The organism is Chryseobacterium shigense (assembly GCF_014207845.1).
GTDB lineage: Bacteria > Bacteroidota > Bacteroidia > Flavobacteriales > Weeksellaceae > Chryseobacterium > Chryseobacterium shigense_A.
Map to the genome: position 1 here is coordinate 1885678 of NZ_JACHLC010000001.1, position 23644 is coordinate 1909321.

Sequence of the window (23644 nt, forward strand, 5' to 3'; positions counted from 1 at the left end):
TTTAGTTTATACAGCCCATTTCAAAAAGGGTATTTTATTTTCAATGTACTGCCGTAAATATTCTGATGAATTTCCAGAGCTGTCATACTGTATATGGAGGTAAAAAACGATAAAGAAAAGGATAGTAATCACAAGCAAAGTAATATTCATCTTTCCTTCTATATGCGGTATTTTCTCTTGACTATCCTGCAAAGCGGCAATGATCAGGATAATAAGCAACAGTGCATAAATATGATTCCACCGGAACCAGTCTGCTCCCAATACATAAATAGGGCCTACCCACACCAGTGATATCAGAATGAAAATTTTAAAGTTTCTGATTTGCTGAGGAAGATATTTTTTCACAAAATTAAATGATAGAAATATCATAAACAGTAGTTCCAGAGCAAACAGGATATATGATTGGTAAGCATTGACCATTCCTCTTCTTTCCTTAGCCACATCATAAGTGAAAATATTGAGCCTCGTAAACTGTATTCCCCGCTGCTTTAAAAGCTCCAGAGATTGTCCCTGATTAATTTCCCCTCCCCAGAAAAACAATATTAAAATAACAATTGTTGAGGCTAAAAACAGGCTTCCCAAATACTTCATATCTACTTTATGAGTCTTCAGAATATAAGCAGCCATCACAAAAGGCAGGTAAAAATAAAACAGCTCATGGATGAATAATCCTATGATAAAACCAATGAAAAGTATATATTTTTTTAATTCACTCTGTTTTCCGCAAAGGAAAAACAGGACCAATGCTATTAATATAATTTCTTTTCTTCCTGAGTTAAAAATATTAACGGGGATAAATAAAAGACAAAGCGGTGAACATAATAATATTAAAATATCCCAATTCAGTTTTTTGGACATCAGCAGACGAATCAAAAAATAGAACATAAGCAGGAAAAAGAACGACTGAATAATAAAAACCTGCGTATTCAGCGGAATCTTTAGATAATCCTGGATAAAAAATAAGAAGCTTCCGGATAATCCTCTTCTTTTAAATCCTCCGTCTTCATAGTTGATCAGCCAGTCGGATATCGTCCAGCCAAGTTCAGGAAGGTGTGATTTGACGTAAAACTGGGCAATTATATAGACTAAGATGATTGCCAGAAATCCTATAAAGCCATAAAATTTCATTTTTTCAGGTATTTTCATCATAGTGCGTTCTTTAAATCATGTGTAAGCTATACTCAACCGAAAATATAGCAAAACAAAGAAGTTGTGTTTAATTCGATTCTTTTATCCCAAATAATTTACCTGCATTTTCTGTAGTTATTCTGTCGATTTCAGAAAAATCTTTACCATAAATATCCACTAATTTTCCGGCTACCAGATCAAGATAAGAGCTTTCATTTCTTTTGCCTCTGTGCGGAACCGGGGCCAGGTAAGGTGAATCTGTTTCCAAAACAATTTTATCCAGAGGAATTTCATTCAGAAACTGGTCTATTTTACCATTTTTAAATGTTACAACGCCTCCGATTCCCAGTATGAAATTAAGATCAATTGCGTGTTTAGCCTGTTCCAGATCGCCTGAAAAACAATGAAAAATTCCGCGAAGTTTCGGGTGTTTTTTTCTTTCCAGTACTTCGAATGTTTCATCAAAGCTTTCTCTTGTATGGATCACGATAGGCAAATCTTTTTCTATGGCCCAGTCTATTTGCTGTTCAAAAGCTTTTACCTGGATATCCAGCGTTGTTTTATCCCAGTAAAGATCAATACCGATCTCTCCTATTGCCGGGAAATCTCTTTGGTCCAGATAGTTTTTAACAGTTTCCAGTTCTTTTTCCCATGATTCAGGTTTTACATAGCATGGATGAAGGCCCATCATAGAGATAACTTTTCCGGGATATTCAGTTTCCAGCTGAAGCATCTTTTCATGGGATTCAGAATCAATGGCAGGGAGATAAAATTTCGTAATTCCTTTATCTAAAGCTCTTTGAATAGCTTCTTTTCTGTCTTCATCAAATTCTTCTGCGTATAAATGGGTATGTGTATCAATCATTTTCTTACAATTTTAACAGGTCTTCATAAGGGTTTTTCAATCCCATCAGCAGCCCGAAGGCAGGTTCTGTTTTCATTCCCTGTTTTTTCAGCTCTATTATTTTATGTTTAAAATCTTCTCCTTTTCTTTTTAATATCCTGTATTCAGCCATCATGTGACGGTAAGCATTCTGTGCAAGCACCGGTTTGTTCTGCCCAAAAATTTCAATTGGAAATTCTTCCAGCATAAAGTTCAGCACAATATTTTTTTCTCCGTTTACGATACTATTCTCAACCTTTACATCAGCATTTGCAGGAATTATCCGGCTGAACATGATATCATCCAGAAAATCTTCTTCAAATCTAAGGTCTACTTCACAAATAATATCCAGATCACTGCTTTCAATATCAATTCCGATAGGAACTGTTCCTGCCAGAACCGGAGAATAGGGTTTTAATTTCTCAAAGACCTGATATTTGGTAAGAACTTCATAAGCTCTTTTCTGTCTTTCATTACCCGATTTCAGATAATCAGGGGTTGTGAAATCAATCATTTAAAAATATTTTATGCCTTACCTTTTCTCTCTGTGCATCAATCCTTTGCTTCAGCTTTTCCTTAAATTCAATATATTTCGGGTCCTTCTCATCTTCGGTTCTGTGTTCCAGCGCTTTATTGATTTTAAAATTTTCTTTGATAAAGTTTTTTGTTTCATCTGAAAAATAAGCCTCACCAAATTTGTCAAAAATATAACTAACAGCCTGAGAAGTTGGATGAATCATATCTTCCTTATAAAAACGGTAATCGCGGAGATCATCCATCAATATTTCATAAACAGGCAGATAATGGCAGTTTTCCAGCTGGGAAACAACTTCATGAACCGCAGTAATCAGTTTAGATTTGCTCAGTTGGTTCTCAACCATGCCGTCTTTTGTATGGCGGACCGGAGAAACCGTAAACAGGATCTGTACATCATCCCGGCAGATATCCTTTAGATTTAAAACCGTATTATAGATGGAATCTGTAAGTTCCTGGTGGGAAAGCATTCTTTTATCAAAAAATTTCTGTGGAATTTTATGGCAGTTGGCAGCCAGTTTTTTCTTTGGAATAAATTCGTAGATAAATGAAGTTCCGTACGTAATAATTACCCAGCCTGCATCCTGAAGAAACCTGTTTCCAATCTCTATTCCGGCATTGATTACGTCTAAAGTCTGGTGGATATACCTTCTGTCAAAACTGCTGTGATGGTCCAGGGAAATAAATTCATCATTAAAGGTAATCAGCTCATCTTCCGTATAAAATTCTGAATCATGAAGTCTTTTTACAGCATTACTGATCGAAAACGGGTTAAAAATGGTACCGAAAGGATTATTAACGGTCTGAAGCTGTCCCTGTCTCATCAGATCAGTCATTTCCGAGGCAAAACAGGACCCTATTGAAAATATTTTATCTTCAACATCGATCTTTTTCTGTGACTCCGGAATGTGTACTTCAGTTCTGAATTTCATTTTTTTCAGGTAGCAGGTGGCAGATAACAGGTAGCAGGTGACAAAATCCTGAATCACAAGTTCTGCAACCTGCTACCCATTACCTACAGTCTTTATTAACTCTCTCTTCTCAACAAATAATTAGCCAGTTCCACGAAAGGCTTTTTCTTTTCTTCAGGAATATCGATCTTCGCCAGGTAGCTTTGGCCTATTTCGTTATGTTTTTCAATCAGGCGCAATGCTTTTTCGTCTACTTTGGTTCTTCTGAAGATCTTTTCAACACCGTATACTTTATCAATATTATCGGTTTTTTTACCGTACCAGTGGTCCAGTTCTTTTCTTTCTTCTTCCGTGGCATGTTCTCTCGCCAAAAGGTAAAGAACGGTCTTTTTATTCTCATAAATATCCCCGGCATGCTTCTTTCCAAACTGAGCCTGATCCCCGAATACATCAAGATAATCATCCATGATCTGGAAAGCGATACCGATATGTTTTCCGAAATTGAAAATAGCTTTGGCATCTTTAAAATTAGCTTTGGCAATAAGCGCCCCTATCTCAAAGGAAGATGCACTTAAAACCCCTGTTTTATAAGTAATCATTCTGATATAGTCATCATAGGTTACATTTTCCTGGGTTTCAAAATTGATGTCGTACTGCTGTCCTTCACATAAGAGAAGTCCCGTATGGGTAAATATCCTGATACAGGCTTTGAAAATTTCAGGTTCAAGATCTTCGAAAAACTTATAAGCTTTCAGCATCAATGCATCTCCGGAAAGGATTCCGACATTAATCCCGTGAAGGGTATGGATGGTAGGTTTGTTTCTTCTCAGAGGGGCCTCATCCATAATATCATCATGAATAAGGGTGAAATTATGAAAAAATTCGATCGCCAGTGCAGGTTTTATAGCCTGTTTGAGATCTCCGCCGAACAGGTCACATGCCATCAGTACCATAATAGGACGAAGACGTTTTCCGCCGTGGGAAATAATGTAGTTCATAGGATTATAAAGTTCCTCAGGCTTGTCTTTAAAAGTGTACTTCGTGATGGCTTCAGCAACGATCTGCTGGTATCTGTCTAAAAATTCCATAAAATCTTTTAATTTGAACAAAAATACAATTTTTCAAGGCTTTATAAAACAAAAAACTTTGCCCGGAAAGACAAAGTTTGTATGATAATTTCAATTTTCAGATTAAGACAGAAACATTACCAGAAGATAAGTAATTCCTGCAACAATAGCTGAAATAGGGATCGTTAATATCCATGCCCAAAGAAGGCTTACGGTGATTCCCCACCTTACAGCAGATACTCTTTTCGTTAATCCCACCCCGATAATGGAACCGGTAATTGTGTGGGTTGTAGATACAGGAATTGAAAGATGTTCTGTAATGAATAACGTAATGGCTCCGGCAGTTTCTGCACTCACCCCTTCTAATGGGGTTACCTTGGTAATTTTTGTACCCATTGTTTTGATGATCTTCCATCCTCCGCTCATAGTACCTAAAGCAATAGCTAAGAATGATACCAGCGGAACCCATAAATAATGCTGTGCAAAATAATTAAAGCGTTCTCCTGATGCAATATTCATATATAAAGGATCATGAATAATATCTACGTGGTAGAAAATGATTGCAGCTCCTATAATACCCATTACTTTCTGAGCATCATTTAACCCATGCGTCAAACTAAACAATGCTGATGATGCCAACTGTAATTTCTTGAATGACTGGTCTGCTTTGTGCGGATTTGATCTTTTATAAAGGTGAACAATGATAAGTGTAATGATTATCGAGATCAGCATCCCGATAAAAGGAGCCAGGAAAATAAACAAGAAAATAGGGATTACTTTATCAAATTTCACCACACTCTGATGGGTAACCTGACTGAAAGCCTCTTTAATTATCTCCCAAAAACTTAAATTTGACTGTGTTGTTGCCACTGCATGATAATCCATCATAAAAGCATGCATTAAAGCAGCTCCTAAAAATCCTCCGATCAGCGTATGTGAAGATGAGGAAGGAATACCAAACCACCAGGTTAAAAGATTCCAGGCGATGGCCGCAACCAAACCTGAAAATATAACTTCCAGCGTGATAAAATTCTCATTAACTGTTTTGGCAATTGTATTACCAATTTTAAATTCTCCAATAACGTACGCGGCCAGGAAAAAAGCGGCAAAGTTCCAGAGTGCTGCCCAAAGTACGGCCTGAAAAGGGGTTAGAACTTTAGTAGAAACAATGGTTGCAATTGAATTCGCAGCATCATGAAAACCATTGATATAATCGAAAATTAAAGCTAAAGCAATAATAACCGTAAGTAAAATCGGAAATTCCATTTCTATATAGTTATATTGTTTTTAAGCGTATTTAATCATGATGTTCTCAATCGTGTTGGCAACATCTTCTGCCTTGTCAGTTACTATTTCAAGATAATTAAGTACAGATGAAACCTTGATAATGTTGATTGCATCATTAGTTTCGAACAGATCCACCATTGAATTGGAAAGCAGGTCGTCTGCAATATTCTCAATAGAGTTTACTTTGATACAAGCTTCTTTTACCTGGTCCATATTCTTGAAACCTTTAAGGTTCTTCATGGCATTCTGGATCTCAAGACATGCTTTGTGGATCAGCAGTGAAAAATCTGAATAGGCCTTCATTTCAGGCGATTTGTATAGGAAGATGTATTTTGTGGAAGCGTAGATGTAATCAGCGATATCATCAAGACCGGTAGCCAGGGTGTGGATATCTTCACGGTCAAAAGGTGTAATGAAGTTTTTTCCTAATTCAACGAAGATCTCATGAGTAAGCTCATCATTTTTATGCTCATAGTCGCTCATTCTTTTTAACATGGTATCGTCATTAAGATCGAAATCTTTGATACCACTGTTAAAGTCTTCAGACATTGCAACTAGGTTTTCAGTTACTTTTTCAAAAAGTACGAAGAAGATTTTATCTTTCGGTTGAAAAGCGTGGAAAATATTACCAATTCCCATTTGTATGTATTTATAATTTGAGTGCAAATTTCCTAAAAAAGGATTTGCCCTGAAACAATATAACATTAAGTTTTGTTAACATTCGGTTAACACTTGATTATCAAATAAAAAAACCGGCCATAAGCCGGTTTGATATATCTTGAGACACCTTAGTTTGCTACTTCAGCTCTCATTTCTTTTCCTTTGAATTTCATTGAAGGAATATTGCTCATCACATTGTCTTTGAATGATTTTTCCACCTCAAAGAAAGAGAATTTCTCTAAGATTTCAATATCACCGATTTCTGCTCTCTTCTTGCTTTTTCCTCCTGCTGTAGCTTTATTGATGATATCTAAAACATCCAGTTTTTTCAACTGATCTTTTTTACCCAGATTAAAGAAGAATCTTACCATGTTTTCATCTCTTTTTCTAGGTTTTCCGCCACGGTCTCTTCCATCTCTGCTTCCTCTGCTGTCACGGTCTCTGTCTCTGCCTCTGTCACGGTCTCTATCACGTCCTCTGTCTCTTCTTGAATAATCATCATCTCTGCTGCTCAGTTTCTGTTCAGCAAGATCATGTTTATCTTTGTAGTACAGGGCAAGATCTTTCAACTGGAACTGTAATAGCTTGTGTACAAGTTCTTCTTTAGTAAAGTTGTTGAGATCCGGGATCAGACTGTCATCAAATTCAAATATATCTTCTTCGTGCTCTGTAAACAGCTTTTCAAAAACACCGCCAACCTGAGCTTTGATAATATCATCACCTGTAGGAATAAACATCTCATTGATCTCAATTTTCGTTGCAGATTTGATCTGTTTAAGCTTTCTGCTTTCTTCAGGCTTGATTAACGCCATTGAGATACCGTCTTTTCCTGCTCTACCGGTTCTTCCGCTTCTGTGAACGAATACTTCGGGATCATCTGGTAAAGAGAAATGGATCACGTGCGTTAAAGAGTTTACATCCAACCCTCTTGCGGCAACGTCTGTAGCTACAAGGATATCAATGTTCTTAAGTCTGAATTTCTTCATTACCGTATCCCTCTGCGCCTGGGAAAGATCTCCGTGAAGCGCATCTGCTGCATAACCATTCTGCATAAGGAAATCAGCAACTTCCTGAGTTTCCATTCTCGTTCTGCAGAAAATGATGGAATACTGGTTAGGATTCGCATCAATAAGTCTTTTAAGGGCTTCTTTTTTCTGGCGGTACCCTACTACATAGTATTCATGCTTAATGTTCTTCTTAACTTCGTTAATGGAACCTACAGAAATACGGTGCGGGTTGGTAAGATAATTTTTAGAAATTCTCTCCACTTCTTTATTCATCGTAGCCGAGAATAAGAAAGTCTGCTTCGTGTCCGGTGTTTCACTCAGAATTGTTTCCAACTCATCTTTGAAACCCATAGAAAGCATTTCATCAGCCTCGTCTAAAACCAGCCAATGAATAGCAGAAAAATCAAGTGCTTTTCTGTTGATAAGGTCGATTACTCTTCCGGGAGTACCTACAATAATCTGTGGTTTCTCCTTTAGAGAACGAATCTGATCCATAATACTGCTTCCACCGTAAACCGCTGTGGTTTTGATGTCTTTCATGTACTTGGAATAGTTTTTTATGTCTTTAGAAATCTGAAGACATAATTCCCGTGTCGGACAAAGCACCAATAGTTGGATTTTGCGACTCGTATCGTCAATCATATCCAAAATCGGAAGCGAAAACGCTGCTGTCTTGCCTGTCCCTGTCTGCGCAAGTGCGATCAAATCGCGAATATCTGAAAGAATGAAAGGGATAGTCTGTTTTTGGATTTCTGTCGGGCTTTCATAGCCCAATTCGCCAATTGCCTTAAGAATATCAGGACTTAAATTGGTCTCCGTAAATAAATTCATTAAATATTTTAAAATTTTTGCAAATATACAACAAATATTTGACTTGTTTTTGAATAAACTTTTAAATATGGAAACTTTAATTCAGAATCTTTTAATATTTTTTTAATTTTTAAAAAATTAAATCCAAAAAAACAGGCCTTAAGTTAAAAACATGTTAAACAATATTTTTTTTTATTAAATTGGATTGATTTTTTCTTTGCTATTAATGAATTTTCAAAAATAACCTCTGAAACCTAAATTTTTCTTTTTGATATTCTTTTTTAAAGCCATAAATCTGTTTTCCCAAACAAACCATTATCCTGCCTTTACTGAAGCGTTAAGATATGAATAGTTTTATGTAATTTTGGTAATCAATAAGTATAAACAACGATCAACCTCAACTAAAAATACAAATTATGTCAGTCACTATTTCTCCTAAAACATTCGATTTCCTGAAAGTCTTAACTCAAAATAACAACCGTGAATGGTTTACAGAAAACAAGAGCTTTTATACGGAATCCCAGGAAAATGTCATCTCTTTTCTCGATAACCTGATCAAAGAAATGGCTGGATTTGATGAAGAATTAGGTAAACTTGACGGCAAAAAAGCATTATTCAGAATTTATAGGGACACCCGGTTTTCAAAGGATAAAATACCGTATAAAACCAATTTTGGAGCTTCATTGGGAATGGGCAAAGGAAGCCAGAAAGGTGGCTATTATCTTCACATGGAACCTGGAAAATCTTTTCTCGCTGGTGGAATCTACATGCCCGAATCCTCTGTTCTGAAACAGGTGAGAAAAGAAATTTCGCTGTATGGAGAGGATTTTCTTAAAATTTTAAATAACAAGGACTTCAAAAAGCATTTTCCGGAGCTTGATCAGGATGATAAACTGGTGAAAATACCACAGGGCTTTGAAAAAGAAGATCCAATGGCTGAATACCTGAAACTGAAAAACTTTATTGTTGTTTACAACCTGAAAGACGAAGAAGTTCTGGATAAAAATGCCATAAAAAACATCACCAAGATCTTTAAACTGATGAAACCTTTCAATGATTTCCTGAATACACCTTTTCAGGAAAATATTTAAAAGTTCTGAATTCTTTTGATTTCAGTAAAAAAAGAATCTGCTTGATCTGCTAAATCTGCGGTGATTTTTATACTCGCAGATTTAGCAGATCAAGCAGATTTTTATAGTATTATTTTAGAACTTCATTACATCTTTTACTACTCCATTTTTCTGGGTGTGTTGCAGCAATTCAGTTTCGATGAATGTCTTGATTTTTTCTTCAGATCCGTCATTCGGGAATAAAAGGTGAACATTTGCTCCTGCATCTAATGTAAAAAATAACGCAAGACCGGTTTCCCGTCTGAAATCCCAGATTTTATTGATTACTTCCAGAGTTCCGGTTTTCATCAGGATAAAAGCTGGATCGCTCATCATCATCATGGCGTGAAGAGTAAGGGCTTCGTGTTCTACCAGTCTGATAAATTCTTCCATATTTCCGCTTTTAAGAATTTCCTTCATGGGAACAAAGTTTTCTCTGGCCTCCTGAAACCTTCTTTCTGCATATGGATTCGTGTTCATAAGACCATGTCCTACGGTTGAAGACACACTTTTCTGCCCTTCATGGATCAGCAGAACCCAGTCATTGAAATTTTTAAATACATCATGAATTTCAGCAACAGGATATTTTACAGCAAACAAATCTGAACTTCCTTCTACCTCATCTGATATTCCCCAGACTACCAATCCGTTGTATAAGCTTCTGCAGGCACTCCCGCTTCCCAGTCTCGCCAGAAAAGATGCTTTCCTTGATGATTCTTCTTCAGACGGGTCTCCTGAAAAACCGGCATCCAGTTTCATCAGGCATTTGGCAATAGCACCAAACCCTGAAGCAGAGCTTGCAATCCCGGAACTGTGGGGGAAGGTATTTTCTGTTTTGATGATATACTTTCCTTTCAATATCCACGGAAGATACTGTTCGATATTTTTAAAATATTTTTCTATTTTTTCAGCAAATTTTACTTCTTCATTTCCAGCCAGGAAGGTTTGTACAGAAAACGGCTCATTGGCCAGGAATTCCATCGAAGTATTGGTCTTACAATGATTTAAAGTATAGCTGATGCTTGGGTTTGCAGGAATCTGGTTGTCGTATTTACCCCAGTATTTGATCAGGGCGATATTGGACGGACAGCTTTCCGAAACTGTCTGATTGTGTATGGTAAAATTTTGTTTTCCCAGAAATTCTTGTGTTGTCATAGTCTAATTTAAAATGATAAAACTCTTTTCTAAACCACAAAAGACGCAAAAGAATTCTGAATACTTAAGTTATTTTTCAAAGTGTTAAAACTTTTTTTACTGAAGTGTTCTAAAGTGTTTAAAAATAAAAAACTTTTGCTCCTTTTGTGGTTTAGATTGTTCTATTTTTTAATACATTTTTTCAATAATGTCTGCATATTTTTTAAGAACTACATTTCTTTTCACCTTCAAAGTTGGTGTAATTTCTCCGGTATTGATATCGAATTCGACTGGCATCAATGTAAACTTTTTCACTTTTTCATAATCTGCCAGGTGAACCTGTAGTTCTTTAATCTTTTCTTTGTATAAGTTAATAATCTTTTCGTTTTCAACTGCTGCTTCCCAATTGGTAAACGGAATATTGTTTTTCTTCATAAAGTCCTGAAGAAACTCAAAATTAGGAACAATAAGAGCTGAAACAAACTGTCTTCCCTCCGCCACAAGCATAATCTGCTGGATAAAATTATTATTGGTCAGAAGATTTTCAATTTGCTGTGGTGCTATATATTTTCCGTTGGATGTTTTCATCAGATCTTTGATACGGTCTGTGATAATCAGGTTTCCTTTATCATCAAATTTTCCGGCATCCCCGGTTTTGAACCATCCGTCTTCTGTAAAAACTTTCTGTGTTTCCTCCGGCCTGTTGTAATAACCTTTCATAATCCCGTTTCCTTTAGCCTGGATCTCATCTCCTTCACCGATACGGATTTCCACTCCCGGTAAAGGTTTACCGCTGGTTCCATGCTCAAAGTGCGTTAATGGGAAAAGGGTAAGGGTTGCTGTGGTTTCAGTCAGTCCATATCCTACTGTGATATGAATTCCCACCGAGTCAAAGAATTTTGTGACTTCCGGCGACAGGGATGCTCCACCACAAGGTAAGAACCATAGTCTTCCGCCCATTCTTTCTTTAATTTTACTGAAAACCAATGTTTCTGCAACAGATTGTTTCAGTTTTAATCCAAAAGGAACCGATTTTTCATTTCTTCTCAGTTCAGCGGTCTGCCATCCTGTTGCCAGTGCCCAGTCAAATATCTTTTTCTTGAATGATGAACCTTCTTCTGCTTTTTCCAAAACTCCGGCATATACTTTCTGGAAAAATCTCGGTACTGCACAAATCATGGTAGGCTTTACCTCTTCCAGAGCTTTGGCTATATTTTTAGGATCTTCCAGGAAATACACCCTTGCACCTCCGTATAAGCAAAGCAGGCTCCAGCTTCTTTCAAAAACGTGGGTAAGCGGAAGAAATGCCAGTGAAAGTTCTTCTTCAAAATTTTTAAACTTAAAAAACTCAAAATGGGAGTCAAAAGCCTTAATAAAATTTCCGTGGGTAAGCATTACGCCTTTGGGTGTTCCTGTAGTTCCGGAAGTATAGATCAGGGTAGCTGTATCGTCATATTCTTTTTTACAGATCTCCAGCTTGGGAGAGGATTTTGCAATAAAGTCTTCAAGGTAAAAGCTGTTAAATTCTTTTTTGATCCAAACGGCTTTTTTGGAAACGATAATGGTCTCCAACTGGTTTTCCTCCTTGTGTAAAACACTCAGACACGCATCATATTGCTCCTGATTGCCCACAAGCACAACTTTTGCTGAAGAATCATTGATGATATATTCTGCCTGCTCCGCATTATTGGTTGAATAAACAGGGACAGTAACAGCGCCTACAGCCATTGAAGCCAGGTCGAAGATCATCCATTCAGAGGAATTATCTGCATAAATGGCCACTTTATCATTTTCCTGAACACCTGCATTTTTCAGTGCATTAGCTGTTTTAAAAACGATCTCACCGAATTTTTTCCAGCTCAGCTCTTTCCATGCTTCTTTCTTTTTAAAACCTATCGCTGATTTTACAGGATGCTTTTCTACATTTTTAAGGATAATTGCTGCTGCAAGATTCATGAATTCAGCTTTTTGTCGTTAATATAATGGTTAAGATGAAAATCAATACTGTCTTTCACAGGAATAAACTGATAATCAAGCTTTTCTTTAATTTTTTGATTGGAAATGGTGTTAAGTGCCGATATAGATTCAATATTTGATTTGGTAATGATTCTCAGCTTCGGAATCAGCCAGCCGAAAAGGATATTGGCCAGTCTTCCCAAATTCAGTTGAAATTTTGTAAGGATTTTTGCCTCTTTCAGACCAAGTTTTGATCTGATCTGTTTTCCAAGTTCCGCATATCTTTTATTTTCGGAAATAAGGATAAAACGTTCTCCAAAAGCATTTTTTTCCATCAGTTCAATAGAAATTTCAGCAACATCTCTCACGTCTACATAACTTGTTCCACCGGAAAATGTAAAGCTGTTTTTTTCAAAAGTGGGAAAAATATCTCCGCTGCTCTGCCCCCAGTTCCCGCTTCCGATAATCATTCCGGGATTTACAATTATTGTATTTAAACCTTCGGCAGAAGCTCTCCAGACTTCCATTTCAGCAAGGTGTTTGGAAACAGCATAGGCGGAATGTTCTTCTTTGGAGTTAAATTCCGAGTTCTCGTCCAGCTCACCTTTTTCATTAAAAATATCCAGAACGGCAATGGTACTTACATGAAGAAATTTTTTCACTCCCGAGCCTTCACAGGCAAATAACAGGTTTTCTGTACCTTTTATATTGGTATGGTACAGTTCTTTTTCATCATGAGGATGAAAGCTTACTTTTGCGGCACAGTGATAAACCTCATCTATACCCTTTAATGCATTCTGCAGAGAATCAAGGTCATCAAAATCTACATCCACCCATTCGATTTTATTAAAAAAATCATCAGGAGTCTCTGTATAGAAGCCGTAAGAATGTCTTACATCGTTTAAATTGCTGCCCGGTCTTTTGGAAGCACGCACGTTTTTCCCTTTTTTAAGAAGTTCCAAAACGATTACCCTTCCCAGAATTCCGGTCGCACCTGTTACAAAAATCATTAATTATTTACTTGATTGCTGACTAAAATATAACAATATTTCCTATCCGGCAATTCTTCTTTTTCCTGTAAAGATTCTATGAAAAACTACCTGTGCAAATTTGCGATTTTTAAAGCAGAATTCCGCCTAATTTAACCAATATTATTAAAAAGCCGGCGAATCTGAATTCCCCTCCTTTGGAGGGGTGGCGAAAATTCAAAGAATTTTTGACGGGGTGGTTCAAAAACAGTCCATTTTAAATCATAAAAAACGGAAAAGTCACAAAAGTGTTTTTAAACACTTTTGTGACTTTTGTTGTAATAGCTATAATGTTTTTTAAGCCATAACCATATTATTTCTTCTTGGAGCTTTATCGCAGAGAACATCCGCGATGCTTTTGGAGATTAGGTTTCCTTCCGTCAGGTTATCCAGCCAGAAAAATTCTCCTGCAGCATTGATCTCTATGAAATAATATTCGTCTTCAGGGGAAACAATAATATCTATTGCACCATAATCTACATTATAAATATCTAAAAGTTCCAGAAGTTTTGCTTCAATATCAGCAGGAAGTTCAGTTCTGACCCATTTAGAGAGTAGATTGACTCCGTCTTTTCTCCAGTCTACTTTGGCATCCTCAGATTGCTGGGAATCTATTTCGAAGGCGTAAACATCCTGTCCTACAACAGTAACCCTAAGCTCTTTTTTCTTTTCAATCTTCTTTTGGAACTGCATCGGGCAATATACCAGTGTATCCAGTTCTTCCAACTTATCTTCGCTCACGACATTGGTGAAAACCACGCTTTCCACCCCGTCTTCATAAATGGCAAAGCCGGTTTGCATTTTAGCGACTACATTTTGATGTTTAAGGATAAACTGTCTTGCTTCTTCGGGATTATTTGTTATGCAGGTTTCGGGAATTTTAAGGCCTAATTTAACGGCAAGTTTAAGCTGTTCTTCCTTACTGTCCAGCCTTCTGTAAACTCCCGGCTTCCCTAATGCATAAGCATCTACAGATTCTATAAACCCGAAAAGTGTATTCCGGATCTCGCCCATTGCGGCTCCATAGAATTTTTTATCCATCTCTTCTTTTACTCCATTTCCGATGTTGTAAGCTCTTCGGTACCAAACTGCGGCAATATCGTCTACACGGTATTTCGTGTCTTTGGTTTCAAGAGTACTTATCCATTCTCCATCCTGATAAATGGTTGACAGTTTATTTTGTATAGGATACAGATCCACATCAAAACGGATGACTTCGCAGCCATTCTTTTCAATGTATTCCGTTACTTTTTCGATTGAGAAATTATCCTGGGTATAGGTAATAATTAATATTTTATTCATGGATTATTGATTCTTTTTATAAGGTTATCGGCAATTCTTTCTGCGATGGGAAAACCAAGCTCTTTCTGAAGCATTCCCCATTCTCCCTGAGGATTTACTTCAAGGAAATAATATTCCCCATTCTTTCCTTTAATCATGTCTATAGCTCCGATGTAAAGTCCCATTTTTTTCATCATGTAAGAAAGCCCGGTTTTTACATTTTCCGGAAGTTCATAGGCTGTCCAGACGTAATCTCCCTGCGCCAGTCTCCAGTCTGCATTTTCGCTGTTATTGATCTTTCCTGCAAAAAACTCCCCGGCTATATAGACAATTCTTAATTCATATTCTTTGTCAATATAGGGTTGAAAGATCATCGGACAGTAAGCAATATCTGAAATATGTTCAAGGGTATCTTCTTCAATGATCATGGTTGAGATAAGATTTTCCCCGTTCATGGTCTTTGCGGTAAGGCTGTGAAGTTTTGCCACTGCTTTTCCATCGCAAAATTCATAAAAAAAGGCCTTAATCTTCTCAGCATCATTTGAAAAAATGGTTTTTGGAATGGTTAAATTACTTTCTTTGGCCAGTTTCAGCTGAAGCATTTTATTACCATCGATCTTTCTTTCGTTTTCATAAGGATTGATCCAGGGAACATCTTCTAAAATGGTGATCAGGTTATACCGGAGGTTTCCGTACCCGCTCAGGAATACTTTTTTATACTCTTCATCCAGTTCTTCAGGAGTACTTATTCCCCATGCCTTTCTGTGCCATACTCCTTTAATATCTTTAGAATGAATGGTATTTCCGAATTCATCTGTAAGTTCAAAAGAATCTTCACTGACACTGATTTTCTGAAAATGATTTATCCGGTCAGAATTCAGTCTGAAGTACTGAATATTTTTAGAAGCCAGATAGTCAAAAAACAGATCGATATTATAAAAATCGTTTGAGTGGGTAATGCAGAGGATCATTTGCCGGTTTTTATTAAAAAAGGAAACTTAATGGTAAGTTTCCTTTGGTATGATTGTATTAATACGATTAATAAGTCACGTCTTAATCCAGTTGAACAACAGGAGCATCGTCATCTCCGTCAGATGGATATTTCATTGTGTGCATCATGTCGTCTTTAGGGGAAGTCACCACATCAATAGACGGCTTGGTGATTGAATCCTGCAAAGCATTGGTAATGACACCTGTTCCTCCTTTAACAGTTTCAGGATCTTTAAGCTGCTTTTCCAGGAATGATGCAAAAAACGGCTTCTTTTTTGAATTTTTGTCTTTCATAATAATTTAGTTTTGGTTGATGATTTTCTTTATAGTTCTGACTTACAAAATATCTATCTCTCCGGACTCATCACTGTCGGACGGGTACTTCATTGTTACCACCTGGTCTTTTAACGGTGTGGTAGCATTATCAAGAAACGGTGATGTGGTAACAACATCTCTTGCCGGTACGGTAAGAACATCTGTGGTAGGTGTAGTAACTGTACCTCCCTGAATTTTCTCAGGATCATTGATCTGTTTTTCTAAAAACGAAGCAAAGAACGGTTTTTTTGAGTTTTTCTTTTCCATAAGGTATTATATTTAGTTTTTATGTAAAACTAAAGTACAAAAAATTCAATACCCGGGGAAATAATATATTGTATTTAAGAAAATTTTAACTTAAACAACAAAAAGACAGAATTAAATTAATTCAAACCTAAAAAATCCTTAACAACTATTGCAAAATCAACCGGATTTTCTGCCTGCACCCAATGTCCGGCATTTTTTACCGTAACAATCTTAGCTTTTGGAAACTGCTGCTTGATTCCATATTCATCCTGCGGGAGGATATAATTTGATTTTTCACCTGCGATAAACAGGGAATCACCTTCGAAAACTCCAAATTTCACTGCATTGGAAACAAATTCGTTATATTTTTCAGATAAAGTTTTAAGGTTGAATCTCCAGTTCAGCTTTTTATTATCATCCCAATACAGGTTTTTTGCTAAAAACTGGATAGTAGATTTTTCAGGAATATACTGACTTAATATAGCCTCAACATCTCCTCTTGAACTAACCGTATTGAAGTCTACCGTTTCAAGGGCTTTGATAATTCCCTGATGATGCGGAGGATAAGCTTTTGGAGAAATATCTACCACAATAAGCTTTTCAACTCTTTCAGGGTATTTCAGGGCGAACTGCATGACTGCTTTTCCACCCAGGGAATGTCCCAGAACATGGGCTTTCTGAATACCGTAATGATCCATATAACGGGCAATATCATCGGCCAGGTCATCATGGGTCATGCTTTCGGAATGAAAGCTTCTGCCGTGATTTCTCAAGTCTATTAAATGAACCGGAAGGTATTCGCCCAGGTCTTTTCCAAAGGTTCCCCAGTTGTCAAGCATTCCAAAAAGTCCGTGGAATACAAGAAGCGGCGTAACGGTAAGGTTTTCGCCGAATATTTTTGAATTAAGTATGTTATTATCCATAATGTATCAGTCTAAAAATGATGAAAAAAATTCTCCGATTCCCTGAAAAATATCCCCCAGATCCAGCCAGGACAAATCAATTTCCGTATCGGAAAGTTCTGGAAAAACAAAATTAAGCCCATCCGAAGAAATGCCTTCCAGCATAGTTTGCTTCATTTCAGTATAATCACAGATTTCTCCTGAAGCCTGATGATAGGAATCAAAATCCTCATGTGAAGAAAAAACAGACATTCCCCAACAGGAATAATCGGCTCCGTTTGTTCCATTGGCCCATGAAGTTTTCTGATTGGCCTTTTTTATTTCTTCAGGTTTATAAAATTCTTTTTTGCCGTAATCTCCTACTAAAATGCTTCCTAAATCTTTAATATATTTCTTCCTGTCTTCAGGTAAGGGTGTACAAAATTCGCTCATTCCATTTAATTAATTACCATTTTGCCAATCGTTTCAAATAAGCCTGAACTGTATTTTCAAGTCCCATATACAATGCTTCGGAAACCAGGGCATGCCCTATTGAAACTTCAAGAAGGTTCGGGATATTATCTGCAAAATATTTTAAATTTTCCAGGCTCAGATCATGGCCGGCATTAATTCCCAATCCGAATTCCGTAGCCGCAACTGCAGTATCGTAGAAAGGTTTAATAGCCTGTTCTTTATTCACAAGATAATTTTTTGCATAAGCTTCAGTATACAGTTCAATTCTGTCTGCCCCTGTTTTTGCAGCATAATCTACAAGTTCCGGCAAAGGATCAAGGAAAATGGAAGTACGGATTCCTGCATTTTTAAACTCTGCAATAATTTCTGTAAGAAAGTCTAAATGCTTTTTGGTGTCCCAACCTGCATTGGAAGTAATGGCATCATCGGCATCGGGAACCAGCGTTACCTGTTCCGGCTTTACTTCCAGAACCATATCAATAAAAGAGCGGTGCGGGTTTCCTTCAATATTAAATTCGGTGGTAACCAAAGGCTTCAGATCATAGACATCTTTTCTTGTAATATGCCTTTCATCCGGTCTAGGATGGATGGTAATCCCTTGTCCTCCGAATTCCTGGATCTTCACTGCTGCTTCTGTTACGCTTGGCGTTTCGCCTCCTCTTGCATTTCTTAATGTCGCAATTTTATTAATGTTTACGCTTAGTTTTGTCATTTCTTTATTGAGATGTTAGATATCAGAAGTTAGAAATTAGTATTCCAGTCTACTTCCGTATCACATTATTATTTTTATTGAGATGTTAAATACCAGATATCAATTATTTATAATTCATTTGCTATAAACGTATGAATTATCTAATTTCTAATTTCTAACTTCTGATATCTAACTTCTATTCTTAAACTTTCACACTCACCTGCATTACCTGAAGGTCAAATTCTTTTGAAGCCACCAGCAGGTGATCAAAAATATCTGCCTGGATCTGCTCAAAGTGTTCCCAATTGGAATCATTGGCAAAGCAATACACTTCAAGGGGAAGTCCCTGAGGGGTAATATCCAGCTGACGGACCATTTTTGCCCCATTCTGGTCTATATCAGGATCATTTTCTATATATTTCTGGGCATAATACCTGAATACCCCAATATTGGTAAGCTGTCTTCCGTTGATGGTTTTATCATTATGTTCCAGATTCTGTTTTTCTTTTTCAATTTCCAGTGTTTTTTCTTCCAGATAATCTGAGATCAGGTTGATTTCTTTCAAACGTTCAATGTCTTCCTTATTCAGAAATTTAAAAGAATTGATATTGAAATAAATAGATTTCTTGATTCTTCGTGTATTGGATTCGGACATCACCTGAAGATTCTTGATCTCCGTTGTAAGCAAATCGTAAGTAGGAATTGTTGAAACGGTTTTATCAAAATTGGTGATCTTTGTTGTCAGAAGGCTTATATCTGTAATATTCCCTTCAATACTGTATTTTGGAATGCTTATCCAATCTCCTACTTTCATATTTTTAGAGGTAGCCACATGGATTCCTGTTACAAAACCTAAAATTGTATCCCTGAAAACAAGGACCAGCACGGCAGTAATAGCTCCCAAACTTCCGACAATGGTAGTTCCTTTGATCCCAAATATAACACAAAGCCCTACTACAGAAAAAATAAAGATTCCCAAAATCTTTACGGTTTCTGAAATGGCATTGAGTGCCATGATCTTATAAAAGTCCTGCTTGATGGTGAAAAAGTATCTGAAACCCGTCAGTGAACGGTAAAGCATTCCGGCAAGAATCAGCACCAATCCTAAATTGATAGCTCTATTGATGAAAATATTTGTTTTAGGCAATGCTGTTGCAGGAAATATGGAAGGATGAATAGCTCCAACAACCAGAAGTGCAGCAAAATGGGCTACAGAATTGGAGATCTTAGACTGATAGATGGACCGTATAATCGGAAATCTTTCATCGCTACGGAAAAATCTGAAAACAAAATTAATAAGGAATTTAAAAATAAAATCCACCACTAAAAATACGGCACATAAAAGTCCCAGCTTAACAATAATATGTACAACCCAATCCATACCGCCGGGCGTTACCTGGCTGATATAGATGTAAAGCTGATCGCTTATTTCCTGCAAAAAGCTTTTGGTATCCTGTATCTCGTCTTTCATTACAGCAAATTTATAAAATTAAGAATGATGATGTTACTATTGACAATCAATTTTCATCCCAAATATCAAAAAGGTTCCGGCAAATTTTCTTTTTTCCTATCTTGCATTGATAATTTTAAAGAATGGATACAACCTTAATTAATGTTCTCTGTCTTATTTTATTGGTTCTCGGAATTCTTGGAACCTTCTTACCTGTACTTCCGGGGCTTTTACTAAGCATCTGCGGCCTTCTGATCTATAAATTCGGGACAAATGCTGACTTGCCAATGATTTATGTATGGGCATTCGGGATTCTTACGGCAATTTCTGCGGTGCTCAGCTATGTGATTCCGGCAAAAACCAACAGGAAATATGGGGGAACACGCTGGGGAAGCATAGGATCAATCATTGGAACTATCGTTGGGATTTTTATTCCTATACCTTTAGGGTTTCTGATCGGGATGTTTGCCGGGGTATTTATCGGGGAACTTCTTCATGACAGCAAGGATATGAATAAGGCCTTACAATCCACTAAAGGGGCATTTATCGGTTTCATTTACGGAACAGGTTTCAGCTTTGTGGTAGGTGTGGCAATGTTTTTGGTAGTAGTTTTAGATATGCTTGATATTATTTAAAAAAGAAATTATGTTCCATAAAGCCATTATCATCAGTCTGGGAATGCTGACCTTAGCAGGATGCAATGCCCAAAAGAAAACGAAAACTCCGGACACAAAAGCCGGAACAACTGCCAGTAAACAGGGAACTAAGTCTCCGTTACAAAAAGGAGGAATCATTTATTTTACTCAAGGAGAAAATAAGTTCCTGAAAGAATACGAAATGAATGTCACTTTCAAAGGTATTTCCGAGGACAGCCGTTGTCCTGAAGGTGTAAACTGCATATGGGCAGGTGTTGCCATAGCACAGGTAGAGGTAATGAGTACTACCTCCAGACCAGTGACCTTAAGTCTTGCCACTATGGACAATGCAGGGAGAAATCTCCATCAGTCACAGGAATTCAACGGATATACTGTTTCACTGGAAGAAGTAACCCCGTTTCCGAAATCGGACGGAGGCGCAAAAGCTCTCGAAGGCAATTATAAAATCGGAATAAAAATCACAAAAGCTGACGAAGCTTCTTCTACCACGAAATAGGCTTCTTCCCTTTTGAGACAAGATATTCGTTAATTTTCGAAAAAGGTTTGCTCCCAAAAAATCCTCTGTGAACAGAAAATGGTGACGGGTGTGCAGATTTTAAAATAAAATGCCTGGCCGGATTGATTAGTTCGGCTTTTTTCTGTGCAAAAGCTCCCCAAAGAACGAAAACCACATTTTCTTTTTTATCTGAAATTTCTTTAATGATAAAATCTGTGAACTTTTCCCAGCCCAGATCTTTATGAGAGTTTGGTGAATGGGCGCGAACGGTTAATGTAGCATTCAATAACAGAACACCCTGTTTCCCCCAATCATCCAGTTCTTTGGACGTTCTTACCACCCCTAAATCATCTTTCAGTTCTATGAAAATATTTTTAAGGGATGGCGGTGCGGTAACCTGTTCAGAAACTGAGAAACATAAACCATTAGCCTGGTAATCGTTATGATAAGGGTCTTGCCCGATAATTACCACTTCCACATCATCAAAAGGGGTAATTTCCAATGCTCTGAATATCTGGTTTTTCGGTGGGAAAACTTTTGTGGTTGCATATTCCTGCTTTACTTTTTCCCAAAGGCCGGTAAAGTATTCTGTATTTTTTATGGGGGCTAAAACTTCTGTCCAGGTCATTTCTTATTTATTTATTACAATATTCATATACTCTGTCTTTGGCTAAAACAATATGATTGATTGCTGCCATCTGATAATCAAGATGTACCTGTCTTGTAGCAACAATATTACTGTTGGCTTTTTCCAGCTGATTATCTGCCATTCCTACCGGATGTGAATAGTTTTTATTAACAATGAAGAGTGTTGCATTCTGATCATCATTAAGTTCCGTTTCATCATATTTAACATAGTCTCCTTTGGTATATTTTTCATTACAGTCAATACTGTTAATATCAAAGTCAACTACCTGCTGATACTGTTTAAATGGAGCAGGCTGAACAGGAAGATTGCAAACAATCATATGGTTATCTTTATTATACGTTCCTTTTTCCACCCCAAAATATTCATCCATATCTTCATCTTTTATATCCATATAAATTTTGAGTACAGCCTGATTGCTCATGATATTGTTTCCGTTATACCACGTGAATACCTGAAGAATGACAAACAAAATAGCAGCCAGTACAATGATACCTGTTAAAATTTTTTTCATGATTAGCCTGATAAAAAATCAAATATAAATTAAAAAAAGGCAATATCAAACTTCTGTCTTACATCAGAAAATATAAAGAATTTAAATTTCATATCAATAGCTTTTTAATTTTCCTGTTTTTGCTGCAGTTCATCTTTTGAAAATAAAATTTTATGCTGATGATCTTTTATAAATTCCTTTTCTCTTTTTGGATAGCGGTATTTCTTCTGAGTTTGCAGGCAATAATGTATTTGTGAAGATTTATTGATTTCAAAAGCTGAAGAATATTTCTGTTTCATTCTTTCCGACAGATCCGAGTCATGTAAATATCTTTCTCCACAAACAAAACAAGGCTGATTTTTACTTTTTGCAATATAACCACAAATTCCACAACTTTCTAAAGTCAGTATTTCATTTTTCTTATATAGGTTGTTTTCAGAAAACAAATAATCCGGTACATTCTTCAATAATTTATAAAAACCCTGTTCAAGTTCAAATACGGAAAAGCTGTTTTCATCCCAATCTGTTTTTCTATTGAAAATATTTTCAGGCTTTAAAAAGAAATTAATACGTAAAACTGTATCAAACTCTGATAATTCCACTCTATCAAGATTATTCCATTTTACAGTAACCCATTTATTTCTCCGATAAAAATTTTTAAATACAGAAAAGCCTGCTGGGTTGATTTTCTTCACAGAATATTTACATTTTATCCTGTAATAACATCTGGCACAGAAAGGATCAGCAAAATCCCCTGCTCTTCCACATTTGGAACAGGTATGATTGATCTTATATTCAAATTCTTCAGCTAATTTTTTAAGGGTTTGATCTTCATGATCGGAAACATTTATTCTTATACAATTATTGCTGTGAATAGAATCAGTCAATTCTACTACAGTATCTGAAACCTGAGGAAACTTTTCTTTCAGTTGCCTGTAAAATTCATTCATCAATCTTTTCTTTCTTCCTAATTTCATCTATTGATCTGATTGCTTCAAACTAAAAACCAAATTATTAGGAAAACCTTCATCCACTCTCCCTTCTTCCAAAACAAAATGATGCTTTAACAGAAGTCCTTTAGAATTTTCATTGAGCTTATTCGTAAAAGCTAAAATTTCCTGTAAATGCAGTTCATTAAACCCATAATCTAATACAGTTTTTAATGCTTCGGACATAATTCCTTTTCTGTGATAATCGGGTAACAATTCATAACCTACTTCCGCTATTTTTCTATCTTCTGAAAAATTCCAGAGGCAAATCGTTCCGATGAGATTGAGTTGGTCTTTTAAAGAAATTCCCCAATAAAATGTTTGATTATTCCTGGTTCTTTCTTTAATAGTTAAAATAAATTGCAACGCATCATAATTGTTTTTCGGAGAATTTCTCTTCACAAATTGATTGGTAACTTCATTACTTCTGATCCGCAAAATATCTTCAACGTAGCTTTCATTGATTTCTTTTAATAGTAATCGTTCAGTTTGTATCATTAATTTTGTAAATATCTCAAATAT

The 23644-nt window shown here is 36.5% G+C and carries 26 protein-coding genes; 3 read left to right on the top strand and 23 right to left on the bottom strand.

Features of this window, described 5'->3' with window-relative positions; translation table 11 throughout:
• Positions 1–6: 6 nt before the first annotated feature.
• From HNP36_RS08665 to HNP36_RS08700, 8 genes are all read right to left on the bottom strand, one after another.
• Positions 7–1149, bottom strand: coding sequence for a hypothetical protein (locus tag HNP36_RS08665; protein ID WP_184158409.1), 1143 nt, complete (start codon positions 1147–1149; stop codon positions 7–9).
• A gap of 67 nt (positions 1150–1216) precedes the next feature.
• A complete protein-coding gene (locus tag HNP36_RS08670) occupies positions 1217–1993 on the bottom strand; it encodes a TatD family hydrolase (protein WP_184158407.1) in 777 nt (258 codons plus the stop codon).
• Positions 1994–1997: 4 nt separating this feature from the next.
• Positions 1998–2525, bottom strand: a complete 528-nt coding sequence (locus HNP36_RS08675) for a DUF4269 domain-containing protein (RefSeq protein ID WP_184158405.1) — start codon at positions 2523–2525, stop codon at positions 1998–2000.
• Entirely contained in the window at positions 2518–3477 is a 960-nt protein-coding gene (locus tag HNP36_RS08680; RefSeq protein WP_184158403.1) for a GSCFA domain-containing protein, read from the bottom strand. Before HNP36_RS08680 ends, HNP36_RS08675 begins: the two co-directional genes overlap by 8 nt.
• A gap of 95 nt (positions 3478–3572) precedes the next feature.
• Positions 3573–4544: a polyprenyl synthetase family protein gene (locus HNP36_RS08685; RefSeq protein WP_184158401.1), complete on the bottom strand. Its 972-nt coding sequence runs from the start codon at positions 4542–4544 to the stop codon at positions 3573–3575.
• Between the two features lie 102 nt (positions 4545–4646).
• Positions 4647–5789: an inorganic phosphate transporter gene (locus HNP36_RS08690; protein ID WP_184158399.1), complete on the bottom strand. Its 1143-nt coding sequence runs from the start codon at positions 5787–5789 to the stop codon at positions 4647–4649.
• Between the two features lie 21 nt (positions 5790–5810).
• A complete protein-coding gene (locus HNP36_RS08695) occupies positions 5811–6449 on the bottom strand; it encodes a DUF47 domain-containing protein (protein ID WP_062648796.1) in 639 nt (212 codons plus the stop codon).
• A 149-nt stretch (positions 6450–6598) separates the two neighbouring features.
• Positions 6599–8308 carry a DEAD/DEAH box helicase gene (locus HNP36_RS08700; RefSeq protein ID WP_184158397.1) on the bottom strand — a complete coding sequence of 570 codons (1710 nt, stop codon included), beginning with the start codon at positions 8306–8308 and terminating at the stop codon, positions 6599–6601.
• Between the two features lie 395 nt (positions 8309–8703).
• On the opposite strand from HNP36_RS08700, the gene HNP36_RS08705 reads away from it, so the two are divergent.
• The gene (locus HNP36_RS08705; protein ID WP_184158395.1) at positions 8704–9378 is read left to right on the top strand and encodes a DUF2461 domain-containing protein; all 675 of its coding nucleotides are present in this window, start codon (positions 8704–8706) and stop codon (positions 9376–9378) included.
• A 114-nt stretch (positions 9379–9492) separates the two neighbouring features.
• Here the strand turns inward: HNP36_RS08705 and HNP36_RS08710 are convergent, their stop codons facing one another.
• The 11 genes from HNP36_RS08710 to HNP36_RS08760 form a co-directional block, all read right to left on the bottom strand.
• Positions 9493–10551, bottom strand: a complete 1059-nt coding sequence (locus HNP36_RS08710) for a diphosphomevalonate/mevalonate 3,5-bisphosphate decarboxylase family protein (RefSeq protein ID WP_184158393.1) — start codon at positions 10549–10551, stop codon at positions 9493–9495.
• A 168-nt stretch (positions 10552–10719) separates the two neighbouring features.
• Positions 10720–12486: an AMP-dependent synthetase/ligase gene (locus tag HNP36_RS08715; RefSeq protein WP_184158391.1), complete on the bottom strand. Its 1767-nt coding sequence runs from the start codon at positions 12484–12486 to the stop codon at positions 10720–10722.
• A complete protein-coding gene (locus HNP36_RS08720; protein WP_184158389.1) occupies positions 12483–13496 on the bottom strand; it encodes an NAD-dependent epimerase/dehydratase family protein in 1014 nt (337 codons plus the stop codon). Before HNP36_RS08720 ends, HNP36_RS08715 begins: the two co-directional genes overlap by 4 nt.
• A gap of 315 nt (positions 13497–13811) precedes the next feature.
• On the bottom strand, positions 13812–14816 hold the full coding sequence (locus HNP36_RS08725) for an MvdD family ATP-grasp ribosomal peptide maturase (protein ID WP_184158387.1): 1005 nt from the start codon (positions 14814–14816) through the stop codon (positions 13812–13814).
• On the bottom strand, positions 14813–15766 hold the full coding sequence (locus tag HNP36_RS08730; RefSeq protein ID WP_184158385.1) for an MvdC/MvdD family ATP grasp protein: 954 nt from the start codon (positions 15764–15766) through the stop codon (positions 14813–14815). Before HNP36_RS08730 ends, HNP36_RS08725 begins: the two co-directional genes overlap by 4 nt.
• Positions 15767–15848: 82 nt before the next feature.
• Positions 15849–16079, bottom strand: a complete 231-nt coding sequence (locus HNP36_RS08735; protein ID WP_184158383.1) for a microviridin/marinostatin family tricyclic proteinase inhibitor — start codon at positions 16077–16079, stop codon at positions 15849–15851.
• A gap of 42 nt (positions 16080–16121) precedes the next feature.
• A complete protein-coding gene (locus HNP36_RS08740; RefSeq protein WP_184158381.1) occupies positions 16122–16367 on the bottom strand; it encodes a microviridin/marinostatin family tricyclic proteinase inhibitor in 246 nt (81 codons plus the stop codon).
• A gap of 116 nt (positions 16368–16483) precedes the next feature.
• Entirely contained in the window at positions 16484–17269 is a 786-nt protein-coding gene (locus HNP36_RS08745) for an alpha/beta fold hydrolase (RefSeq protein ID WP_184158379.1), read from the bottom strand.
• A gap of 6 nt (positions 17270–17275) precedes the next feature.
• Positions 17276–17680: a hypothetical protein gene (locus HNP36_RS08750; protein WP_184158377.1), complete on the bottom strand. Its 405-nt coding sequence runs from the start codon at positions 17678–17680 to the stop codon at positions 17276–17278.
• A 13-nt stretch (positions 17681–17693) separates the two neighbouring features.
• Positions 17694–18413, bottom strand: coding sequence for a pyridoxine 5'-phosphate synthase (locus HNP36_RS08755; RefSeq protein WP_184158375.1), 720 nt, complete (start codon positions 18411–18413; stop codon positions 17694–17696).
• A 181-nt stretch (positions 18414–18594) separates the two neighbouring features.
• Entirely contained in the window at positions 18595–19863 is a 1269-nt protein-coding gene (locus tag HNP36_RS08760; RefSeq protein WP_184158373.1) for a mechanosensitive ion channel family protein, read from the bottom strand.
• Between the two features lie 122 nt (positions 19864–19985).
• Between HNP36_RS08760 and HNP36_RS08765 the strand changes: the two genes are divergently transcribed.
• A complete protein-coding gene (locus HNP36_RS08765) occupies positions 19986–20477 on the top strand; it encodes a DUF456 domain-containing protein (protein WP_184158371.1) in 492 nt (163 codons plus the stop codon).
• Between the two features lie 10 nt (positions 20478–20487).
• Complete coding sequence (locus tag HNP36_RS08770) at positions 20488–20994, top strand: hypothetical protein (protein WP_184158369.1); 507 nt, start codon at positions 20488–20490, stop codon at positions 20992–20994.
• Here the strand turns inward: HNP36_RS08770 and HNP36_RS08775 are convergent.
• From HNP36_RS08775 to HNP36_RS08790, 4 genes are all read right to left on the bottom strand, one after another.
• Complete coding sequence (locus tag HNP36_RS08775) at positions 20981–21622, bottom strand: uracil-DNA glycosylase (protein ID WP_184158367.1); 642 nt, start codon at positions 21620–21622, stop codon at positions 20981–20983. The genes HNP36_RS08770 and HNP36_RS08775 overlap by 14 nt on opposite strands.
• Before the next feature lie 7 nt (positions 21623–21629).
• Positions 21630–22154: a hypothetical protein gene (locus tag HNP36_RS08780; protein ID WP_184158365.1), complete on the bottom strand. Its 525-nt coding sequence runs from the start codon at positions 22152–22154 to the stop codon at positions 21630–21632.
• 104 nt (positions 22155–22258) lie between these two features.
• The gene (locus tag HNP36_RS08785) at positions 22259–23110 is read right to left on the bottom strand and encodes a hypothetical protein (protein ID WP_184158363.1); all 852 of its coding nucleotides are present in this window, start codon (positions 23108–23110) and stop codon (positions 22259–22261) included.
• Positions 23111–23620: a GNAT family N-acetyltransferase gene (locus HNP36_RS08790; protein ID WP_184158361.1), complete on the bottom strand. Its 510-nt coding sequence runs from the start codon at positions 23618–23620 to the stop codon at positions 23111–23113. It abuts the gene before it with no gap.
• Positions 23621–23644: the final 24 nt, after the last annotated feature.